Origin of the sequence: Blastococcus goldschmidtiae, assembly GCF_031845325.1 — a bacterium.
GTDB classification, from domain to species: Bacteria; Actinomycetota; Actinomycetes; order Mycobacteriales; family Geodermatophilaceae; genus Blastococcus; species Blastococcus goldschmidtiae.
In genome coordinates this window covers 318,354-339,310 of the sequence record NZ_JAVREI010000001.1, presented here as the reverse complement: position 1 = coordinate 339,310, position 20,957 = coordinate 318,354, and the positions used below count along the sequence as shown (strand labels likewise).

Annotated in this window: 22 protein-coding genes and 1 riboswitch; of the genes, 9 read left to right on the top strand and 13 right to left on the bottom strand. The window is 73.4% G+C overall.

Going from position 1 to position 20,957, the window contains the following annotated elements; genetic code table 11:
* Positions 1-165: 165 nt before the first annotated feature.
* From RM425_RS01645 to metX, 8 genes are all read left to right on the top strand, one after another.
* Positions 166-969: a thioesterase family protein gene (locus tag RM425_RS01645; RefSeq protein WP_311343441.1), complete on the top strand. Its 804-nt coding sequence runs from the start codon at positions 166-168 to the stop codon at positions 967-969.
* A 61-nt stretch (positions 970-1,030) separates the two neighbouring features.
* The gene (locus tag RM425_RS01640; RefSeq protein ID WP_311343440.1) at positions 1,031-1,936 is read left to right on the top strand and encodes a mechanosensitive ion channel family protein; all 906 of its coding nucleotides are present in this window, start codon (positions 1,031-1,033) and stop codon (positions 1,934-1,936) included.
* Positions 1,933-2,454 (top strand): hypothetical protein, encoded by a 522-nt coding sequence (locus RM425_RS01635; protein WP_311343439.1) that lies wholly within the window; start codon positions 1,933-1,935, stop codon positions 2,452-2,454. Before RM425_RS01640 ends, RM425_RS01635 begins: the two co-directional genes overlap by 4 nt.
* An 85-nt stretch (positions 2,455-2,539) precedes the next feature.
* Positions 2,540-3,457, top strand: coding sequence for an ABC transporter substrate-binding protein (locus tag RM425_RS01630; RefSeq protein ID WP_311343438.1), 918 nt, complete (start codon positions 2,540-2,542; stop codon positions 3,455-3,457).
* A gap of 17 nt (positions 3,458-3,474) precedes the next feature.
* Positions 3,475-4,428 (top strand): amino acid ABC transporter permease, encoded by a 954-nt coding sequence (locus RM425_RS01625; protein WP_311343437.1) that lies wholly within the window; start codon positions 3,475-3,477, stop codon positions 4,426-4,428.
* Positions 4,425-5,201, top strand: a complete 777-nt coding sequence (locus RM425_RS01620) for an amino acid ABC transporter ATP-binding protein (RefSeq protein WP_311343436.1) — start codon at positions 4,425-4,427, stop codon at positions 5,199-5,201. The genes RM425_RS01625 and RM425_RS01620 overlap by 4 nt, the downstream gene beginning before the upstream one ends.
* Before the next feature lie 109 nt (positions 5,202-5,310).
* Positions 5,311-5,429: riboswitch (SAM riboswitch) on the top strand.
* 42 nt (positions 5,430-5,471) lie between these two features.
* Positions 5,472-6,764 carry a bifunctional o-acetylhomoserine/o-acetylserine sulfhydrylase gene (locus RM425_RS01615; protein ID WP_311343435.1) on the top strand — a complete coding sequence of 431 codons (1,293 nt, stop codon included), beginning with the start codon at positions 5,472-5,474 and terminating at the stop codon, positions 6,762-6,764.
* A 17-nt stretch (positions 6,765-6,781) separates the two neighbouring features.
* Entirely contained in the window at positions 6,782-7,855 is a 1,074-nt protein-coding gene (gene metX, locus RM425_RS01610) for a homoserine O-acetyltransferase MetX (protein WP_311343434.1), read from the top strand.
* On the opposite strand, the gene RM425_RS01605 is transcribed toward metX, so the two are convergent.
* The 5 genes from RM425_RS01605 to RM425_RS01585 all read right to left on the bottom strand — a co-directional run bounded on the left by RM425_RS01605 (position 7,856) and on the right by RM425_RS01585 (position 11,912).
* Positions 7,856-8,245: a VOC family protein gene (locus RM425_RS01605; RefSeq protein WP_311343433.1), complete on the bottom strand. Its 390-nt coding sequence runs from the start codon at positions 8,243-8,245 to the stop codon at positions 7,856-7,858.
* Positions 8,246-8,342: 97 nt separating this feature from the next.
* On the bottom strand, positions 8,343-8,876 hold the full coding sequence (locus RM425_RS01600) for a gamma carbonic anhydrase family protein (RefSeq protein WP_311343432.1): 534 nt from the start codon (positions 8,874-8,876) through the stop codon (positions 8,343-8,345).
* 52 nt (positions 8,877-8,928) lie between these two features.
* Complete coding sequence (gene gdhA, locus RM425_RS01595; protein ID WP_311343431.1) at positions 8,929-10,278, bottom strand: NADP-specific glutamate dehydrogenase; 1,350 nt, start codon at positions 10,276-10,278, stop codon at positions 8,929-8,931.
* Between the two features lie 61 nt (positions 10,279-10,339).
* Complete coding sequence (locus RM425_RS01590; RefSeq protein ID WP_311343430.1) at positions 10,340-11,230, bottom strand: NAD(P)H-hydrate dehydratase; 891 nt, start codon at positions 11,228-11,230, stop codon at positions 10,340-10,342.
* Positions 11,211-11,912, bottom strand: a complete 702-nt coding sequence (locus RM425_RS01585) for a histidine phosphatase family protein (protein WP_311343429.1) — start codon at positions 11,910-11,912, stop codon at positions 11,211-11,213. The genes RM425_RS01590 and RM425_RS01585 overlap by 20 nt, the downstream gene beginning before the upstream one ends.
* Before the next feature lie 137 nt (positions 11,913-12,049).
* Here RM425_RS01585 and RM425_RS01580 point away from each other — a divergent pair, with 137 nt between their 5' ends.
* A complete protein-coding gene (locus tag RM425_RS01580) occupies positions 12,050-12,649 on the top strand; it encodes a YdeI/OmpD-associated family protein (RefSeq protein ID WP_311343428.1) in 600 nt (199 codons plus the stop codon).
* Here the strand turns inward: RM425_RS01580 and RM425_RS01575 are convergent.
* The 8 genes from RM425_RS01575 to RM425_RS01540 all read right to left on the bottom strand — a co-directional run bounded on the left by RM425_RS01575 (position 12,637) and on the right by RM425_RS01540 (position 20,938).
* Positions 12,637-14,103 carry an APC family permease gene (locus RM425_RS01575; RefSeq protein WP_311343427.1) on the bottom strand — a complete coding sequence of 489 codons (1,467 nt, stop codon included), beginning with the start codon at positions 14,101-14,103 and terminating at the stop codon, positions 12,637-12,639. The two genes, RM425_RS01580 and RM425_RS01575, sit on opposite strands and share 13 nt — an antisense overlap.
* Positions 14,104-14,181: 78 nt before the next feature.
* A complete protein-coding gene (locus tag RM425_RS01570; RefSeq protein ID WP_311343426.1) occupies positions 14,182-15,210 on the bottom strand; it encodes a C40 family peptidase in 1,029 nt (342 codons plus the stop codon).
* 146 nt (positions 15,211-15,356) lie between these two features.
* Positions 15,357-15,674, bottom strand: coding sequence for a hypothetical protein (locus RM425_RS01565; protein WP_311343425.1), 318 nt, complete (start codon positions 15,672-15,674; stop codon positions 15,357-15,359).
* A gap of 213 nt (positions 15,675-15,887) precedes the next feature.
* Complete coding sequence (locus RM425_RS01560; RefSeq protein ID WP_311343424.1) at positions 15,888-16,190, bottom strand: hypothetical protein; 303 nt, start codon at positions 16,188-16,190, stop codon at positions 15,888-15,890.
* A 286-nt stretch (positions 16,191-16,476) separates the two neighbouring features.
* Positions 16,477-17,451 carry a hypothetical protein gene (locus RM425_RS01555; protein WP_311343423.1) on the bottom strand — a complete coding sequence of 325 codons (975 nt, stop codon included), beginning with the start codon at positions 17,449-17,451 and terminating at the stop codon, positions 16,477-16,479.
* On the bottom strand, positions 17,448-17,942 hold the full coding sequence (locus RM425_RS01550; protein ID WP_311343422.1) for a sigma-70 family RNA polymerase sigma factor: 495 nt from the start codon (positions 17,940-17,942) through the stop codon (positions 17,448-17,450). Before RM425_RS01550 ends, RM425_RS01555 begins: the two co-directional genes overlap by 4 nt.
* A gap of 93 nt (positions 17,943-18,035) precedes the next feature.
* Positions 18,036-19,427, bottom strand: coding sequence for a metallopeptidase TldD-related protein (locus RM425_RS01545; protein WP_311343421.1), 1,392 nt, complete (start codon positions 19,425-19,427; stop codon positions 18,036-18,038).
* Positions 19,424-20,938 (bottom strand): TldD/PmbA family protein, encoded by a 1,515-nt coding sequence (locus RM425_RS01540; protein ID WP_311343420.1) that lies wholly within the window; start codon positions 20,936-20,938, stop codon positions 19,424-19,426. Before RM425_RS01540 ends, RM425_RS01545 begins: the two co-directional genes overlap by 4 nt.
* Between the last annotated feature and the right edge of the window lie 19 nt (positions 20,939-20,957).

Genomic DNA, 20,957 nt, shown 5'->3' with positions numbered 1-20,957 from the left:
CTCCGTTCGGTTCGACGGCGGCTCCGCCCGGCGGTGGACGGAGCGCCGTGCTCCACGGTCCGCACAAGCGGGGGCGCGCGCAAACCGACTGCTCACGCGCGCGGCTCGCGCTCGCCCGACCGGGTGGTCCCCGGCGGCGTCGTACCCGCACGGGAGACTGGGGGCATGGAGCTGCCCGGCGCCCTGTACGCCCCCACCGGCGAGGGGTTCACGGCCAGCGCCCTGACCATCGGGCCGTGGGACCCCGCGCTCCAGCACGCGGGCCCACCGGCGGCGCTGCTGGCCCGCGAGGCGGAGCGCGCCGGCGGCATCCCGGGCGGGCAGACGGTGCGGCTGAACTACGACATCCTCGGCCCGGTGCCGGTCGGGCCGGTGCGGATCAGCACCACCGTCCTCCGGCCCGGCCGCCGCGTCGAGCTCGTCGAGGCCGTGCTGGACGCCGGGGGCCGCCCGCTCATGCGGCTGTCGGCCTGGCGGATGCGCACCCGCACCGAGGGCCTCCCGGCCGCCGCCCCGGGCGTGGCACCGGTCGCACCGCACCCGGCGCCCGCCGGCGTCGCGGACAGCGCGCCCGGTGAGGCAGCGTTCTTCCGCAGCGACGTGGCCTACCACAAGGCGCTGGAGTGGCGGTTCGCCAGCGGCGGCTTCAACTCCCCCGGGCCGGCCGCCGCGTGGACCCGCCCGCGGTGCACCCTCGTCGAGGGCGAGCCGATCAGCCCGCTGCAGCACCTGCTCGTCATGACCGACGCGGCCAGCGGCATCTCCGCGATCCTCGACGGGAGCACCGCCACCTTCGCCAACGTCGACCTGAGCGTGTCGCTGCACCGCCCGCCGCGCGGGGAGTGGCTGGGCATGGACGCGACCACGGTGCTGGGCGACTCCGGGGCCGCGCAGTGCTCGGCCGTCCTCTTCGACGCCGACGGGGCGATCGGCCGCTCCACCCAGTCGCTGTTCGTCGAACCCCGATGAGCAGCCCCCATCCGCGCACGCCAGGCTGGACGACGACGACATCGACGAGGAGGAACCCTTCGTGGGCGACGCGCTGAGAGAGGTCCTGGACTGGCTGTCCGGGCGTGGGCTCGAGGTGGTCCTGATCATCCTGGGCTCGCTGCTGCTGGCCCGGCTCGTGTCGTGGGCCGGCAGCCGGATCACCGACCGCATCGACGCCCGCTACACGGAGGGCGACGCGCTCGTGCGCTCGGAGGCGGCCAAGCACCGGCACTCCCTCACCCAGGTGCTCACCTGGGCCGCCGTCGTCCTCATCTACTCGATCGCGGTCTTCTTCGTCCTCGACCGGCTCGGCGTGCCGATCACCGGCCTGGTGGCCCCGGCGACCGTGCTCGGCGTCGGGCTGGGCTTCGGCGCGCAGCGGATCGTCGGCGACGTCCTGGCGGGGTTCTTCATCATCACCGAGCGCCAGTACGGGTTCGGGGACGTCGTCTCCATCCAGGTCGTGGGCGGGATGGAGCCGGCCCAGGGCACGGTGGAGGACGTGACGCTGCGCATCACCCGCGTGCGCTCCGTCGACGGGGAGGTCGTCACCGTGCCGAACGGGCAGATCGTCAAGGTCATCAACCTGTCGCGGGACTGGGCGCGGGCGGTGGTCGACGTGCCGGTGTCCACCGGTACGGACGTCAACCGGGTCAACGAGGTCCTGCGCACGGTCGGCCGGGAGGCGTTCCGGGATCCCGCGCTGCGCCCGCTGCTGCTGGACCTGCCCAGCGTGATGGGTGTGGAGAGCCTGGGTCTGGAGCAGGTGAACGTCCGGATGGTGGCGCGCACCCTGCCGGGCAAGCAGTTCGACGTCGGCCGCGAGCTGCGCGCCCGCGTCGTCGACGCGTTCCGCGACCAGGGCATGAAGGTCAGCACGCCGTCGGTCTCCGATGACGAGCCGACGGCCCGGCCCGAGCGGGAGAGGGAGAGGGAGGACGCGTGAGCACCCCGCAGGACGACGGGCCCCGCGCTCAGGGCGACGAGCCCACCGTCAGCACGGCCCCGACCAGCGGCACCGCCGCGGCACCGCCGGACTCCCGGTGGTGGAACTGGGGTTCCGTCCCCGACCACCTCGGCCGGGCGCGGACCTCCACGGTGATCCTGTCGGTGCTGTTCCTGGCGATCTTCACGCTGTACCTCAACGTCCGGCCGCCCGACGAGGCGGACACCGCCCCCCGCAGGCCCGCGGACGGAGGCAGCGACGTGGAGGCGCCCGTGGTGCCCGGCCTGCCGACCGAGTCCACCGAGGAGCCCGCGCCCACCGAGGAGCCGTCCCCCACGACCGAACCGGGGACGACCCGCACCCCCACGACCAGCCCGTCCACGACCTCCCCCGGCACGTCCCCGGCCGAGCCGACCGGCGAGCCGGACGAGCCCACGGAGACGTCGGAGCCGGCCGAACCGACCGGCGAGCCGGAGGACGAGGACACCGCCGAACCGACGTCGCCGTCGGCTCCGTGACCGAAGCGGTACCGACCTCGCGCGACGGAACGGGAAACGGCAGGGCAAGATACGGCGTCTGTCCCGCCCGAAGGAGAACCCGCCCGTGTCCGCACGATCCCTGACCCGCCGCGCCGCGACCGCCGTCGCCGCCACCTCCACCACCGCGCTGATCCTCACCGGCTGTGGCGAGGACCCAGACGAGGACGCGAACTCCGCCGGCGAGCCGCGCCCGACCGTCGAGGTGGACGAGGACCTGGCCGCGCGGGTGCCCGACGAGATCGCCGAGGACGGGACGATCACCGTCGGCACCGACTCCAGCTACGCGCCCAGCGAGTTCATCGCCGAGGACGGGAAGACGATCGTCGGCTTCGACGTCGACCTCTTCTCGGCGGTGGCCGAGAAGATCGGCTTCGAGGCGGAGTTCGAGTCGGCCTCGTTCGACTCGATCATCGCCGGCGTGGGTTCGGACCGGTACGAGGTCGGCGTCTCCTCGTTCACCATCAACCCCGAGCGCCTCGCCGAGGCGACGATGGTCAGCTACTTCTCCGCCGGCACCCAGTGGGCCACCCAGGCGGGCAACCCGGAGGGCGTCGACCCGGAGGACGCCTGCGGCACCAGCGTCGCGGTCCAGCGCGGCACGGTGCAGGTCGACGACGTCACCGCCCGCTCCGCCGAGTGCGAGGCCGCCGGCGAGGAGGCGATCGACATCCAGCAGTTCGAGGGACAGGACGAGGCCACCGCCGCGATCGTCTCGGGCCGCGTCGACGCCGGCCTGGCCGACTCCCCGGTCATGGCCTACGCCGTCCAGCAGACCGACGGCCAGCTCGAGCTGCTCGGTGACATCTACGACTCCGCGCCCTACGGCTACGTCGTCCCGAAGGCCGAGGAGGAGTTCGCCCAGGTGCTCGCCGACGCGCTGACGGCACTGATCGAGGACGGCACCTACGCCGAGATCCTCGAGAAGTGGGGCGTCGAGGCCGGCGCCATCGACGACCCGGCCGTCAACCCGACCGTCGACTGACGCCTCCGCACCTCCCCATGCCCGACACGAGCACGACCCCGGCACCGCCCGAGCAGATCCGGGCGGTGCCGGTCCGTCATCCCGGCCGCTGGATCGCCACCGCCGTCATCGCGGTGCTCGCCGCCATGTTCGTCCACATGCTGGCCACCAACCCGGTGTTCCGGTGGGACTTCATGGTCGAGAACATGTTCAGCGACGCCGTCCTCCGGGGCGCCCGGACCACGCTGATCATGACGGTGCTGGCCATGGCCATCGGCATCCTGCTCGGCATCGTGCTGGCGATCATGCGGCTGTCGGCCAACCCGGTCGTCTCCGGCGCGGCGTGGGTCTACATCTGGTTCTTCCGCGCCATCCCACGCATCGTGCTGCTGTTCTTCTCGGCCAGTCTCGGGGCGCTGTACTCGACCTACGAGCTGGGCTTCCCCTTCGACCAGCAGCTGATGGGCTTCTTCGGCTGGCAGGGCGACTGGCGCTTCCTGAGCCTGGACGGCAACGACATCTTCCGCGGGTTCGTCGCCGGCCTGCTGGGGCTGGCGCTGTCCGAGGCCGCCTACGCGGCCGAGATCGTGCGGGCCGGCATCCAGTCGGTCGACCCCGGGCAGACCGAGGCGGCCGCCGCACTGGGGATGAGCCGCGCGAAGACGATGCGCCGGATCGTGCTGCCCCAGGCGATGCGGGTGATCATCCCGCCGATGGGCAACGAGACGATCGCGATGCTCAAGGACACCTCCCTGCTCATCGCGGTGCCGGTGTCCAACGAGCTCAACTTCCAGCTGCGCGCCATCGGCAGCCGTACCTTCCAGGTCATCCCGATGGCCGTCGCCTCGATCCTCTGGTACCTGGCCCTGGCCAGCCTGCTCATGATCGGGCAGCACTTCCTGGAGAAGCGGTTCAGCCGCGGCTTCGGCAACCGCGAGACGCGGCAGCAGCGGGCGGCCCGCGAGGCCGCCCAGGCCGGCAGCGTCCGATGAGCAGCGTGCCGACCCCACCGATGGTGAAGGCCGAGGACGTGCACAAGTCCTTCGGCCACGTGGAGGTGCTCAAGGGGATCGACCTGGAGGTCGCCCCGCGCGAGGTCATGTGCATCGTCGGCCCGTCGGGGTCGGGCAAGTCCACGTTCCTGCGCTGCATCAACCACCTGGAGCGGATCGACGCCGGACGGCTGTCGGTGAACGGCCACCTGGTGGGCTACCGCGAGAAGGGCGGCCGGCTGCACGAGCTGCGCGACGCCGAGGTGGCCGCCCAGCGCCGCGAGATCGGCATGGTCTTCCAGCGCTTCAACCTGTTCCCGCACATGACCGCGCTGGAGAACGTCGTCGAGGCGCCGATCCAGGTGAAGGGCGTGAAGCGGGCGGAGGCCCGCGAGCGCGGCGCCGCCCTGCTGGAACGGGTCGGGCTGGGCGACCGGGTCCACAACTACCCGAACCAGCTCTCCGGCGGCCAGCAGCAGCGGGTCGCGATCGCCCGCGCCCTGGCGATGGAGCCGCAGCTCATGCTGTTCGACGAGCCCACCTCGGCCCTGGACCCGGAGCTGGTCGGCGAGGTGCTCGACGTCATGCGGGGCCTGGCCGCGGACGGGATGACCATGGTGGTGGTCACCCACGAGATGGGCTTCGCCCGCGAGGTGGGCGACAGCCTGGTGTTCATGGACGACGGCGCCGTCGTCGAGGCCGGCGACCCGCGGCGGGTGCTCACCGACCCGCAGCACGAACGCACCCGCTCCTTCCTCTCCAAGGTGCTCTGAACAAGGACCCCGTCCTCCTCACCCCTCGCAAGCTCGGGGCGAGCCTCGGGACGGGGCCGTTGGGGCCCGTGTTTCACGTGAGACATCCGGCGTGCATAAGATCGCGATGGCTCACGAGAGGCAGTGCGAAGCACCTGGCTGACTGCCCGGCAACCTCCTACTCCGTCTGAGGTGCTCCAGGGGAAGAGCCGGCCGTCGCGGCGCCCGCCGCGGGGGCAAGGACGGGGCTCCCGTGCGCCGCGGGATCTCCTGAGCGAGAGGAGACGGCGCATGAGCGACCCGCAGAACTGGAGCTTCGAGACCCGGCAGATCCACGCCGGCACCAGCCCCGACCCGACGACCGGGGCCCGCGCCCTGCCGATCTACCAGACGACCAGCTACCAGTTCCGCGACAGCCAGCACGCCGCGGACCTGTTCGCGCTGGCCGAGATGGGCAACATCTACACGCGGATCATGAACCCGACGCAGGACGCGCTCGAGCAGCGCGTCGCCTCGCTGGAGGGCGGCGTCGCGGCACTGGCGGTCGCCTCCGGGCAGGCCGCCGAGACGCTGGCCATCCTCAACCTCGCCGAGGCCGGCGACCACGTCGTCGCGTCGGCATCCCTCTACGGCGGCACGTACAACCTGCTGCACCACTCGCTGCCCAAGATGGGCATCACGGTCTCCTTCGTCGAGGACCCCGACGACCCGGAGAACTGGCAGTCGCTGGTGCAGGAGAACACCCGGGCCTTCTACGCCGAGACCATCGGCAACCCGAAGGGCGACGTCCTGGACATCGAGACCGTCGCCGGCGTCGCGCACCGCAACGGCGTCCCGCTCATCGTCGACAACACCGTCGCCACGCCCTACCTGATCCGCCCCTTCGAGTTCGGTGCCGACGTCGTCGTGCACTCGGCGACCAAGTACCTCGGCGGGCACGGCACCGCGATCGCCGGCGTGATCGTCGACGGCGGCTCGTTCGACTGGCGCGGGGGCAAGCACCCCATGTTCACCACTCCCGATCCGACGTACCACGGCGTGGTCTACGCCGATCTCGGTGCGCCGGCCTTCGCGCTCAAGGCCCGGGTGCAGCTGCTGCGCGACCTCGGCCCGGCCGTCTCGCCCTTCAACGCCTTCCTGGTCGTGCAGGGCATCGAGACCCTGTCGCTGCGGATGGACCGGCACGTGGCCAACGCCCAGCGGGTGGCCGAGTTCCTCGAGGCCCACGACGCCGTCGACCGGGTCAACTACGCCGGCCTGCCCACCAACCAGTGGCACGCGGCGCAGCAGAAGTACTGCCCGAAGGGCGCCGGCGCCGTCCTCACCTTCGAGCTGCACGGCGGCAAGGAGGCCGGCCAGAAGTTCGTCGAGGCGCTCGAGCTGCACAGCCACGTGGCCAACATCGGTGACGTGCGCTCGCTGGTGATCCACCCGGCGTCGACCACGCACTCGCAGCTGACCCCCGAGGAGCAGCTGACCACCGGTGTCACCCCCGGGCTGGTGCGCCTGGCCGTCGGCCTGGAGGGGATCGAGGACATCCTCGCCGACCTCGAGGCCGGGTTCCGGGCCGCGAAGTCCGCCTGAGCCGGAACGCAGGCGGCATGGGCGGGTGGGTGGAGGGGGATCCGGTCGGTGACCGGCTCTTCCTCGACCTGCCCGCCGTCCCGCTCGAGCGGGGTGGGGAGCTCGCCGACGTGCGGGCCGCCTACGAGACGTGGGGCACGCTCGCCGCCGACGGCGGCAACGCCGTCCTCGTCGAGCACGCGCTGACCGGCGACAGCCACGTCGTCGGCCCCGCCGGGCCCGGTCACCCGACGGCGGGCTGGGGGGAGAGGCTGGTCGGTCCGGGCCGCCCGCTGGACACCGACCGGTGGTTCGTCGTCTGCGCCAACGTGCTGGGCGGCTGCCAGGGGACGACCGGGCCCGGCACCCTCGGCCCGGACGGCGCCCGCTGGGGTTCCCGCTTCCCCGAGGTGACGGTGGGTGACCAGGTGCGGGTCGAGGTCGCCCTGGCCGACGCGCTGGGCATCGACCGCTGGGCCTGCGTGGTGGGCGGCTCGATGGGCGGCATGCGGGCGCTGGAGTGGGCCGTGGCCCTGCCGCAGCGGGTCGGGTCGCTGTTCTTCCTGGCCTCGGGCGCGGCCGCGTCCGGCGACCAGATCGGCACCCAGACCACGCAGCAGGCGGCCATCCGCGTCGATCCCCGGTGGCGCGGCGGCGACTACGACCGGTCCGACCCGCCGTCCGACGGGCTGGGGGTCGCCCGCCGGATCGCCCACCTGACCTACCGCAGCGCGCTGGAGTTCGACGCCCGGTTCGGCTCCCACGTGCAGGAGGACGGCCGCTTCGCCGTCGCCAGCTACCTGGACCACCACGCCGACAAGCTGGCCGGACGCTTCGACGCCGGCAGCTACGTCGTGCTCACCGAGGCCATGAACTCCTGGGACGTGGGCCGCGGCCGTGGCGGGGTCGAGGCGGCGCTGGCCCGGGTGACCGCGCGCGCCGTCGTCGCCGGCATCGACAGCGACCGGCTCTACCCACCGGCGCTGCAGCAGCGCGTCGCCGCCGCGCTCGGGGTGCCGCTGCGGCTGATCCCGTCGCCGTACGGGCACGACGGCTTCCTCGTCGAGACCGCGGCCGTGGGCGCCCTGCTCGGCGAGCTGCTCACCGGCTGATCAGCCGGTCGGCTCCAGGAACTCCAGCCGGTTGCCGAACGGATCGGCCGCGTAGAAGCGGTCGTGCCCGGGGAAGTCGTCGTCCCAGGTCACCGGGTGGCCGGAGGACTCCAGCGCTGCCGCGACGGCCCGCAGGCCGGTCACGAGCAGCCCGGGGTGCGCCTTGCGGGCCGGCGTGAACGGCTCCTCGACGCCGAGGTGGACTTCGAGGGCGCCGCCGCGGAACCAGCAGCCGCCGCGCGCCGCGAGGACCGGGGGCTTCTCGAGTTCACGCATGCCGAGCACATCGCGCCAGAAGGCCCGGCACGCGTCCTCCCCTCCGCGGGGGATCGCCAGCTGCACGTGGTGCAGCGGCAGCAGCTCGAACGGCGACACCCCGGTCTCGGCCACGCCGCCACGCTAGCGAGCCGCCGGTCGATCGGCTCCCGAGTGCGACGAAGTGGTGGCCCTCAGCGGCTGATGGCCACCACTTCGTCGCACTCGCCGGTCAGCCCTCGATGCGGCGCACCCGCCGGGCGCCGTCGAGGCGGTCCGCGTAGGCCGTCGCGTTGTAGCGGATGTGCAGCTGGTCGTCCTCGGTTGCCTCGCGCATCACCTTGGCCGGGACGCCGGCGATGAGCGACCGCGGCGGGAAGACCTTGCCCTGCGTGACGACGGCGCCGGCCGCCACGATCGAGCCCGAGCCGATGTGCGCGCCGTTCATGACGACGCTGCCCATGCCGACGAGCACGTCGTCGTCGATGCGGGCGCCGTGCAGCACGACCCGGTGCCCCACCGACACCCGCTCCCCCACGACCAGCGGGAACCCGGGGTCGGAGTGCAGCGTGCAGCCGTCCTGGATGTTGGAGTCGGCCCCGATCTCGATGACCTCGGCGTCGGCGCGGACCACGGCGCCGTACCAGATGCTCGACCGGGGGCCCATCGTCACCGCACCCACCACGACGGCCGTGGGCGCGACGAACGCCTCGCCGTCGATCGCGGGAGTGCCGAAGTCCAGGGCGCCGATGAAGTTGTCGCTCATCCCTGCACCCCAGCACAGCGGGCCCGGCGCGGCGCGGCCGGGGCGCCGGGCATCAGATCAGCCCGTGGGCGTGCACCGCCTCGGCCACCTGCAGGAACCCGGCGACGTTGGCGCCGAGCACCAGGTCGCCCGGGGAGCCGTACTCCTCGGCGGTCTCGTGGCAGCGCGCGTGGATGCCCCGCATGATCTCCTCGAGTTTGGCCTCGCTGTGGTCGAAGGTCCACCGGTCCCGCGAGGCGTTCTGCTGCATCTCCAGCGCCGAGGTGGCCACGCCGCCGGCGTTGGCCGCCTTGCCCGGCGCGAAGCCGATACCGGCGGCCCGGAAGACGTCGACCGCCTCGGGAGTGGCCGGCATGTTGGCCCCCTCGACGACATACCGGCAGCCGTTGCCCACCAGCGTGCGTGCCGCCGCCCCGTCGAGCTCGTTCTGCGTGGCGCTGGGGATGGCGACCTCGCAGGGGACGTCCCAGATGCTGCCGTCCGCGACGAAGGAGGCGCCGTCCACCCGCTCGGCGTAGACGCTGATCCGGGCCCGCTCGACCTCCTTCACCTGCTTGAGCACCTCGAGGTCGATGCCCTTCTCGTCGACGACGTAGCCGCTGGAGTCCGAGCACGCCACGACGGTGCCGCCGAGCTGGTGCACCTTCTCGATCCCGTAGACGGCGACGTTCCCCGACCCGCTGATCACGACCCGCCGGCCGTCGAAGGACTCCCCGCGGGCCCGCATCATCGCGTCGGCGAAGAACGCGGCGCCGTAGCCGGTCGCCTCGGTGCGCACCAGCGCCCCGCCCCAGCCCAGCCCCTTGCCCGTGATGACCCCGGACTCGTAGCGGTTGGTGATGCGCTTGTACTGGCCGAAGAGGTACCCGATCTCGCGGGCGCCGACGCCGATGTCGCCGGCCGGGACGTCGGTGTACTCGCCCAGGTGCCGGTAGAGCTCGGTCATGAAGGACTGGCAGAACCGCATCACCTCGGCGTCCGACCGCCCCTTGGGGTCGAAGTCCGAGCCGCCCTTGCCGCCGCCGATGGGCATCCCGGTGAGCGCGTTCTTGAAGATCTGCTCGAAGCCGAGGAACTTGACGATGCCGAGGTTCACCGAGGGGTGGAACCGCAGGCCGCCCTTGTAGGGCCCCAGCGCGGAGTTGAACTCCACCCGGAAGCCGCGGTTGATCTGCACCTCGCCGGAGTCGTCCTGCCAGGGCACCCGGAAGATGATCTGCCGCTCGGGCTCGCAGATCCGCTCGATGGTCTTCATCTCGGCGTACTCGCTGTGCCGCCCGAGCACGACGGCCAGCGACTCGAGCACCTCGTGCACCGCCTGGTGGAACTCGGCCTCACCCGGGTTCCGCCGCAGCACCTCGGCGTAGATCTCCTCCACCTTGGCCGGTACGTCCACGTGCATGCGGTCCTCCGTACTGCTCGTCCCCCGACGGGCGATCAACGTACGCGCGACGGGGCCGGGCTCAGGGGGCCACCTCCGCGAGCGCGCCCGGCACCTGGCCCGGCAGCTCCCGGGCGAGGAAGCCCATGGGGCCCACCGACGACGCCAGCCGCTCCCCGGACCGCCCGTGCAGCCAGGAGGCCCACAGCGCGGCCTGGGCCGGCTCGGCGCCGCGGGCGAGCAGGCCACTGGTGATGCCGGCGCGCACGTCGCCTGAGCCGGAGACGCCCAGCCCGGCGTTGCCGCTGTCGTCCCGCCACAGCCGCCCGTCGGGCGCGGCGATCCACGAGGTGCCCCCGCCCAGCCCCACCACCGCCTTCGTGCGGCCGGCCAGGTCCGCGGCGGCGCCCGCCGGGTCCTCGTCGATCTCGTCCTCCTCGACGTGCAGGGCGTAGGCGGCCTCGGTGGGGTTGGGGGTGAGCACGACCCGGCCCTCCAGGTGGTGCACGCAGGTCTCCTCGGCGGTCACGGCGGCCAGGCCGAGGGCGTCGAGTGCCAGCGGCCCGCTCAGGTGAGGGAGCAGGCGCTCGCCGAAAGCCTGGGTCGCCTCCTTGTCCGCCATGCCGGGCCCGATCAGCACGGCGTCGGCCGCCTCGGCCAGGTCGCGGACGACGTCTGCCGCGTCCGGGGCGATGGCGCCGCCGCCGGTCTGCGGGAGGGCCCGGACCAGCGCCTCGGGCAGCGCGGTCGCCACGTACGGAGCCATCGCGGCCACCGTCGCCACCTGCAGCTTGCCCGCGCCCGCCCGCATCGCCGCCTCGGCGGCCAGCAGCACCGCGCCGAGCGTCTCGGTGCAGCCGCCGATCACCAGGATCGAGCCGCGGGCGTTCTTGCCACCGGACGGCTCGGGCAGCGGCCACGCCCGGAGCACCCCGGGGGTGACGGTGGTGGGCTCAGGCCTGCTGGGGGACATCGGGCTCCTCGGTGATCTGCTCGTCCTCGGCGGCCAGGTGGTCCACCTCGTTGAACGCGACCAGGCGGAAGTCGCCGGACTCCTCGCGCCGGTACCGGGTGAGCGAGGCGTTGGCGACCTGCTCCTCGCGGTCGACGGCGAGCAGCTCCTGCTCGGTCAGCCCCTCCAGCACGTACCGGAAGACCATGATCACGGCCTGGTGGGCGACGACGACCAGGCGCTCGCAGTCGTGCCGCAGACCCTCGGTGGCCAGCAGGCTGCGGATGCGCAGCGCGACGTCGGCCCAGCTCTCCCCGCCCGGCGGCCGGTAGTAGAACTTGCCCAGCAGATCGCGGCGCGAGGCCTCGTCCGGGAACTGCTCGCGGATGCCGGCGCCGGTCATCCGGTCGAACATGCCGAAGTCGCGCTCGCGCAGCCGCTCGTCGGTGCGGACCCGGAGGCCGAGGTCGGCGGTGGCGAGCCGGGCGGTGGTCAGCGCACGGTCGAAGGGGGAGCTCAGCACCGCTGTGGGGCGCTCGTCCTGCGGCAGCGCGGCCAGCCAGGCGCCGAGCGCCTCCGCCTGCGACCGGCCGGTGTCGGAGAGGGGGACGTCGGGATCCCGGATGTCGAGGTCGAGCCGGCCGGCCCCGGCCTGCTGGGCGTGCGCGTCGGCGAGGTTGCCCATGCTCTCGCCGTGCCGCACGAGCCACAGCGCCGACGGTCCTGGTTCCCTGCTCGCCACCCGTACCCCCGCCCGCGCCGCACCGTGCAGCCGTCCGCCCGCCGGTAGCCGCGCGGGAGGATGCCGAAACCGTCGGCCCCCGCGGGCACGATGACGCCGTGACGCTCCCCACCGACCTGCCGGTGCTCGCCTTCCCCGACCAGGCCGCCCTCGAGGCGTGGCTGGAGGAGCACGCCGGGACCGCGCCCGGGCTCTACGTGAAGATCGCGAAGAAGGCGTCGGGCATCCCCTCGGTGAACTGGGAACAGATGGTCGAGGTGCTGCTCTGCTTCGGCTGGATCGACGGCCGCGCCAACCGGCTGGACGACTCCTTCTACCTGCAGCGGATCACGCCCCGGCGGCCGAAGAGCGTCTGGTCGCTGAAGAACGTCGCGACGGTGGAGCGACTGACCGCCGAGGGGCGCATGCGCCCGGCCGGCCTGGCCGTGGTGGAGGCGGCGAAGGCCGACGGGCGGTGGGAGCGGGCGTACGCCGGCCCGGCCGCCATGACCGTCCCCGACGACCTGGCCGCCGCCCTGGACGCCGAGCCCGCCGCACAGGCGGCCTTCGACGCGCTGGACGCCCAGAACCGCTACGCCGTCCTGTGGCGGGTGCGGACGGCGAACACGGAGAAGACCCGCGCGAAGCGGATCACCGCCGCGGTGGAGCTGCTCTCCGCCGGCGGGATGCCGCACCCGCCGCCGGGTCAGCCGGGGTAGACGCTGCGCCGCTCGCGCCAAAAGGTGGCGTCGCGCCGGCGCCACCAGAGCATCAGGCCGGCACCGGTCGCCATGACCCCGATGCCGATGACCAGCGGCGGCCCGACGCCCAGCCAGGCCTGGCCGGTGTAGGAGCTCTCCGCGTCGGCGAGGTCCCGGACCGACAGCACGAGCAGCCAGGCCAGCATCACCGCCCCGGTCAGCGGTCCCACGCCCAGGAGCAGGAAGTTGCGCACGCTGGAGAGCAGCTGCCGCCGGAAGTAGACGGCGCAGGCCAGACCGGTCAGCGCGTAGTAGAGGGCGATGAGCAGCGAGAGCCCGGTGATCGAGTCGAACAGTGCGTTCTCGCTGACCAGCCCGACGCCGACGTACCAGGCCACGCCGATCCCGGCGACCCACCAGGTGGAGACGTCGGGCGTGCGGTGCGCGGGCGAGATCGAGGCGAACCGGCGCGGCAGCGCGGCTCGCCGGGCCATCGACAGCCCGGTGCGCGAGGCCGGGATGATGGTCGTCTGCGTCGAGGCGATGGCAGAGGTGGCGACGGCGACCAGCACCACCCAGTCCCAGCCGCCGAGCGCCTGGGTGGACAGCAGCGCGAAGACCGCCTCCTCCTCGTCGGCGTTGCCGGCCAGCCACTCGGTGCCCGCGAACGCGACGACCGCCGTCGCCACGCCCAGGTAGGTGACCAGCAGGACCACCGTCGACCAGACGCCGGCCCGGCCGGGCGCGCTCAGCGGGTCGCGGGTCTCCTCGGTCAGGTTGATTGCCGACTCCCAGCCCCAGTACGCGAAGACGCCAAGCAGCAGCCCGCCGGTCAGCGCCGCTCCGCCCGACCCGAACGGGTCCAGCCAGCTCCACTCCGGCGTCAGGCCCCCGAACGGGCTCGTCCCCCGGATGCCGCGCACCAGGGCGACGATCGCGAAGACGGCGAGCGCCACCGTCTGCGCCACGATGAGGCCGTTCTGCAGCCGCGCGGAGAGCTCGGTGCCGCGCACGCAGATCGCCGCCATGACCACCACGAGCAGGACCGACAGGGCCAGGACGACCGGGGTGGACTCCGTCCAGCCGTCCAGCCCCACGGCCAGCAGCGTGAAGCGGACGCCCACCTCGGCGAGCGAGCCCAGCACGAGGACACCGGTCATGGCGATCGCCCAGCCGCCCAGCCAGCCCGCCCAGGGGCCCAGCGCCCGGGTGACCCAGGAGAAGGTGGTGCCGCAGTCGGGGTCGGCCCGGTTGAGCGCGGCGAAGGCCCCGGCGATGAGCAGCATGGGCACGAACGAGGCCAGCAGCACGCCGGGGGCGTGCACCCCCACCAGGGCGACGATCGGCCCGAGCACGGCGGCCAGCGAGTAGGCCGGCGAGGTGGCCGCGAGGCCGATGACGAGGGTGTCCAGGAAGCCGACGGCATCGGGGCGGAGGGTCGGCGCCTGGGAGCCGGTCCCGGTGGTGGTCACCCGGAGCGGGGGATCGAAGCGGTCACGAGCCGATTGTGCCGACGCGGCCGCTCCGCGCTGTACCGGGTCGGTGGCGGATCAGCCGCCGAGGCGGACGCCGAAGCGGTAGCCGCGCTGGTCGACGCTCGTCACGGCGACCGGCTTCCCGTAGGTGCGCGCGTGCACGATCATCCCGTTGCCGATGTAGAGCGCCACGTGGCTGATCGGCGTGTAGTAGAAGACCAGGTCACCGGGCCGGAGCTCCTGCCGGGACACCTGCCGCCCGAGCTGGGACTGCGCGCGGCTCGAGTGCGGCAGCCGCACGCCGGCGGCCGCGTAGGCGTACGAGGTGAGGCCGGAGCAGTCGTAGGCGTTCGGGCCGGTGCCACCGGCGGCATAGGCATCGCCCACCTCGGCCAGCGCCGCCTGGATGGCCACGGCGGCCGCCGTCCCGGGGACCACCGGGAGCTCGTCGACGGAGGGGGCGTCCAGCGAGCGGCCGGCCACGGCGGTGGTCACGCGCTCCTGCTCGGCGGCCGAGAGCCGGGCGAAGTCGGCCTGGTAGGCGGCCGCCCGCTTCTCCACCTCGGCCTTCTGCTCGCGCAGCTGCTGCACGCCCGCCTCGGCGGTGGCGGCGGCCGCGTCGGCGGCCGCCTGGGCCTCGCGGGCCGCGTCCTGGGCGGCGTCCGCTTGGATCACGACGGAGTTGGTGTGGTCGGCGATGAGGTCCAGCGTCGTCATCTGCTGGACGAGCTCGTCGGCGGACTCGCTGGTGAGGAAGGCGGCCATGCGCGACTGGGTCTTCTCGGTGTAGCCGCTGTACGCGATGGCCCGGAGCCTCGGCTCGAACACGGCCATCGCGGCATGCGCGGCAGCGGCCTGCTCGGCGGCGGCCGCGGCCGCCTCCCGCTGGGCGGCGACCGCCAGCTCGGCCTCGTGCAGCTGCTCGTCGACGACGGTCAGCTCCTGCGCGGCCTTCTGGACGAGCTCCCTCGCCTCGGCGGCGGTGCCCGGCGTGGCGCCCGCGGGAGCCGGCGCCAGCACGCCCGTGGCGGCGGCGACGAGCGCCACCCCCACCGCGAGGAGGGCCCGGGAACGGCGTCGGGGGGTCGTGCGCGCGGACTGCACCGTCGGCCTCCGATCAGCTGCGCCGGTGCCGGGGAAGGGCACTGTTCGTTGCGCGTCGGTACGCACCGTAAGGAGGTCGTGTCGACACGTAGCGGACGCCGCGCGGGATCGGAAGCCCTGCGCTCGCCCCGTTCGTCACATGCGCCTCATCCGTTCCCCCGGGCCCCGCGAGCGGCCCCGCCCGGGCCCCGGTCGGCGGCCAGCGGGACCAGCCGATCGGCGACGACGCCGGTGACGAAGGAGTAGACGGCCTTGTGGCCCACGTCGACCACCTGGTCGCGACGGGACCAGGTCCACGGCGGCGCGCCGACGCCGGTGGCGTTCTCCAGGATCTGGTCGGTGGCCAGCCGCACCGAGGTGTGCCAGGCCGAGGCGCGCCAGCCGCGCACTCCGGAGGCGGACCAGATCCCGCGCAGCGCGCCGACCGCCGCACCGGTCCCCCAGTGCATGAGGTGGTTGCGCACCGGGGGGCGCGGAGCCCGGCAACCGCCGGCCGGTCCGGCCCCGTCCAGGGCACCGTCGCGAGCGTGCGAGCGGTGGGGAGGACGGGGTCCTTCTACTTCTCCGCCAGGGTCATGACAGCGACGCCGGCCAGACCGGCGAGGGCTCCGCGCAGCGCGGCTCGTCCCAGCATGCGTCTGCCCCTACCCGGGGGACGGGCAGGAGCAACGCGTCGCTCAGCCGGCGAGAGGCTCCTGGACCTGGAGGCCGGCGACCGTTTGGAAGTCGCGGAGGATCGCGGAGAGCTCGTCGGCCGTCCACGCCTCGCAGCAGTCGCAGCCGCCGTCGGCGAAGCTGACCAGACCGAGGCGGCCGCCCGCCTGATCCTCCTCGATCGCGAGGCGACCGGCCGACGGGTGGCGGTGGCAGGCGCAGGCCGCGGCGCACAGGCCCAGACCCCACCCGGAGATGACGACGGTGTGGCCGTCATCCCGGACCTTGCCGACCTGGAAGACGGACGGCTTGTGACTCCGGCTCATGGGAGTCCTCCCCTCGACAGCCCGTTCCGGAGAGCGGGGCCCGTGCTCGGTTGAAAAAAGGAGCTACAAGAGGTTTCGGCAGATGTCGTCCTGCGGTAAAGCTCTCTGTTGCACCGACTTTCAGCACCCACGGTAACCCTGCCACCACGACCCGTCGCCGTCACAAGTTCCCAGGCGTGGCTGCGCCGCGTTGGCGGAACTACACCGGCCGGAGCCCGTTCTGCGACGGGTGTGACGGACGGGTCCGCCGGGGTGGCGGCAGCCCGTGTCCACCACCCCGTGCGGGTCAGCTCCGCCCGACGCCGTCAGCCACCTCCACGACCTGCTCGGGTGTGAGGTCCAGTGGCGCCTGGAGGGTGAACACCGTCCCGTCGGCCAGTGACGCCTGGAGGAACCAGACCTCCGACGTCGGCAGCAGGTAGCCCGGCCGCCCCTGGACGGTCACCTCGTCCATGCGGCCGTCGGTGGCGCCCACGTCGCGGGGAAGGTCGGCCGGCGCGCTGGGCTCCGGCGGCAGGTGCACGGTGAGGGTACGGGCGGACGCCTCGGTCGCGGGGCGACCGGCGGGGTCGGCGAGGGTGAGGACCCGGTCCATCTTGTAGGCGACCACGACCCAGCCGCGCGGCGCGAGACTCACCTGCAGCGGCACCGCGAAGCCCCGGTCGACCACCCCGCGGGCAAGGTCGACCACCGCTGCCTCGGAACCGAACCGGCCGGAGCCGGTCACCCCGACCCACTGGTCGTCGGTCCGTTCCCACACCACGGAGAACACGTCTGCGCCGCCGCTGACCTCGCTCCGGTACACGGTGGCGTCCTCCCCGGCGATCTCGGCGTCGCCGACCTCGTCCGCGCCGTCCATGCCGGGCCCGTCGGCTCGGACGGACAGCCCGATCCCCGAGTCCGGGTCCGCCGGGTCGCTCCACCCGGCGTGCGCCGTACCCGGCCCGACCTCGTCGAAGGACGGGTCGAGCGAGGCGTGCGGTCCGTCGAGCCCCGCGGGCAGGCGCTCGAACGACAGCGGGAAGGCCGGCACCGAGTAGTCGACGAGCTCGACCGGGCCGGGAGGCCCGAAGCTCTCGTCCTCCCGGACGACCGTCACGCCGACCGCGACGGCGGCTGCGACGAGCAGGGCGGGCGCCGCCTGCCGGGCCCGACGGGCGCGGCGGATGCGCCGCCCTCGGCGCACGATCTGCTCGAGCGGGTCGGCGAGGGTGACGTCGGCGTAGGCCCGCGTGACGTCGGTGCGCAGGTCGGTGCTCATGAGCAGGCCTCCAGGTCCGGGGAGAGGGTGGCACGCAGAGCGGCCAGCGCCCGGTGCAGATGGGCGGTCACCGTGCCGGGCGAAAGATCGAGTGCCTCGGCGGTCCGCTGGGTGTCGAGGTCGAGGAACATCCGGAGCGCCACGACCTCGCGCTGCCGGCGGGGCAGGGCGGCGACCGCGCGAAGCAGGTCGTCCCGCTCGGGATGTGCCGCGTTCAGAGCGATCACGCCGTCGGCGATCTCGGTGGTCAGCGCCACCTCCCGACGGGTGCGGCGCCACCGGGAGACCCGGTGGTTGAGCGCGGTGCGGACGATCCATGCCGACGGAGCGGGGTGGCGGCTGACCTTCGGCCAGCTCGCCCACGCGCGGGAGAAGGCCTCGGCGACCGCCTCCTCCGCCGTCGCGCGGTCGGTGCCACTCGCCACCACCGCACGCAGGCATGGGTCCTTCCACGCCGCATAGAACTCGGCGAAGGACTCCTCGGGTGTCATGCCCTGTACACGCCGCAGGAGGTCCCGGCACTTACCGGTTCCGGACACGACTGGGTCACGATCCGCAGTCTGGCGACTGCGCACGGAGGCGGGTCAGCTGGCCGGTGACACGGAGCTCATGTTGAAGTCCGGCACCCGCAGCATCGGCATGGCCGCGCGGGTGAACCAGTCGTTCCACTCCCGGGGCAGGGTGCGCTCGGTCCGGCTGGCCTGCACCGCGCGGCCGAGCAGGTCGACCGGCGACTCGTTGAACCGGAAGTTGTTGACCGCCCCGGTCACCTCCCCGTTCTCCACCAGGAAGACGCCGTCGCGGGTGAGGCCGGTGAGCAGCAGGGTCTGCGGGTCGACCTCGCGGATGTACCAGAGCGTGGTCAGCAGCAGGCCGCGCTCGGTGGCCGCGACCATGTCGGCGGGGTCCACCGACGCGGAGCGGTCCTCGAGGATCAGGTTGTCGACGGCGACCGTGGCCGGCGCCGTCTGCTTCAGCGCCCAGGCGCGCGGGCGGACCAGGTTGGTGAGGACGCCGTCGGTGATCCAGTCGATCGCCGGCGAGGCGAGGCCGTTGTCGAACACCGAGGCCGCGCCGGACGAGGCGGACACCACCTGGAACGCTGCGGTCTCCAGGCCCGGTGCCGCCGGATCGCTGCGCAGGGTGAGCGGGAGCTCGGCGAGGCGGTCGCCGATCCGGTTGCCACCGCCCTGGCGGGCGAAGACGTTGCGGCCCTCGTCGGCGTCGCGGGCCTCCATCGTCCAGTAGAGGTAGATCATCAGGTCGCTGACCGCCGAGGGCGGCAGCAGCGTCTCGTAGCGCCCGGCCGGGAGGTCGATGCGGCGCTCCGACCAGCGCATCTTCTGCGCCACGTCGGCGGCGAGCGCCGGCACGGACACGTCCCGGAAGTCGCGCGTGCTGGTGCCCGACCAGACCGAGCGGGAGAAGTCCGGGCTCTTGCCGTTGAGCTCGACGCGGCCGGTGGGCTGGTCGGTGCGCAGGCGCAGTCCGGTGGACGTGCCCAGGTAGGTGGTGCTGAGCGAGTGCTCGGCGAAGCCGAAGAGCAGCTCGCCGCGGTCCCGTGCCTCGCCGAAGGCCTGCCCGAGCGCCGGCGCGAACTCGGCGAACACCTCGATCGAGGTCTCGGCCGGGTCGGCCGACCAGTCCCCGGTGCCCGGCGGCGGCTCGGAGACCAGCGGGACGGCGTCCTCGGCGGGGCCGGCGTCGCGGGCGGCGCGCTCGCTGGCGGCGACCAGCTCGGCGATGTCCGGCGTCCCGGTGCGCGACACCGTGCCGGCGGCCATCCCCGCGCCGCCGTCCACGAAGGAGATGACGACGACCGAGCGCGAGCGCATCGCGCCGTTGGTGGTCAGGCTGTTGCCCGCCCAGCGCAGGTTGGCCTCGGAGTGCTCGGTGACGTAGGTGACCTGGCCGTCGGCGGTCGAGGCGGCCAGGCACTGCTCGACGAGCTCCTGCGCGGAGCGATGGAGACTCATCGGCCGGCCTCCTGGACGGTGTTGAGGACCGACACCTGGTCGAAGCGGGCGGTCGGGCAGCCGTGGCTCACTGGCGCAGCCTGCCCTGGCTGGGCCTTGCCGCAGTTGAACGCCCCGCCGAGGACGTAGGTCTGCGGCCCGCCCACCACCGACATCGAGCCCCAGAAGTCCGTCGTCGTCGCCTGGTAGGCGACGTCGCGCAGCTGGCCGGCCAGCTTCCCGTTCTCGATCCGGTAGAACCGCTGGCCGGTGAACTGGAAGTTGTAGCGCTGCATGTCGATCGACCAGCTCTTGTCGCCGACGACGTAGATGCCGCGGTCCACCCCGCCGATGATCTCGTCGGTCGACGGCCCGTCGGGCGCCGGCCGCAGGGACACGTTGGCCATCCGCTGCACGGGCACGTGGCCCGGCGAGTCGGCGAACGCGCAGCCGTTGGAGCGCGGGAGCCCCCGGAGGCGGGCCATGTTGCGGTCGACCTGGTAGCCCACCAGCACGCCGTCCTTGACGATGTCCCACTCCTGCCCGGCGACGCCCTCGTCGTCCCAGCCGACGGTGGACAGGCCGTGGGCGGCGGTGCGGTCGCCGGTGACCTGCAGCAGCGGGGAGCCGTACTGCAGCGTGCCGAGCTTGTCCACGGTCGCGAACGACGTGCCGGCGTAGGCGGCCTCGTAGCCGAGTGCCCGGTCGAGCTCGGTGGCGTGCCCGATGGACTCGTGGATGGTCAGCCAGAGGTTCGAGGGGGCGATGACCAGGTCGTAGCGGCCGGCCTCGACCGAGGGGGCCTTGGTCTTCTCCCGCAGCAGCTCGGGCAGCTCGGCCAGCTCGCCCGCCCAGTCCCAGCCACCGCCGGTCAGGTACTCCCAGCCGCGGCCGGCCGGCGGGGCGAGGGTGCGCATGCTCTCGAAGGAGCCGGTGGCGCGGTCGACGGTGAGCGCGGTGAACTCCGGGTGGATGCGCACCCGCTGCTGCCTCGTGCGGGTGCCGGCGGTGTCGGCGTAGTACTTCTGCTCCTTGACGTGCATGCAGCTGCTCTGCACGTGCTCCACGCCGTCGGCGGCCAGGAGCCGCTCGGAGAACTCGGTGAGCAGGGCGGTCTTCTCGGTGTCCGGCAGCTCGAACGGGTCGACCTCGTACTCGGAGACGTACGTGGCGTCGGGGTACACCGGCTCGGGGGCCAGCTCCACGCGGTCGGTGTTGATCGCCGCCGACACCGTCGCCACGGCGACGGCCTGCTCGGCCAGCCGGACGGCCTCCGCGGCGGTGAGGACGACGCCGGCCGCGAAGCCCCAGGTGCCCTCGTGCACGACCCGGACGGCCAGCCCGAGGTCCTCGCCGTCGGTCACCGCCTCCGGGCGGGCGTCGCGCAGGCTGATCGTCTGGGTGCGGATCCGCTCGACCCGGATGTCGGCGTGCTCGCAGCCCAGATCCACCGCCCGGGTGAGGGCGGCGTCGGTGAGCGCGGACAGCGGGAGCGCGAGGAAGGACTCGTCGACGGTGCGGGTTCCTGGCACCCGGCCTGTCTACCAGCAC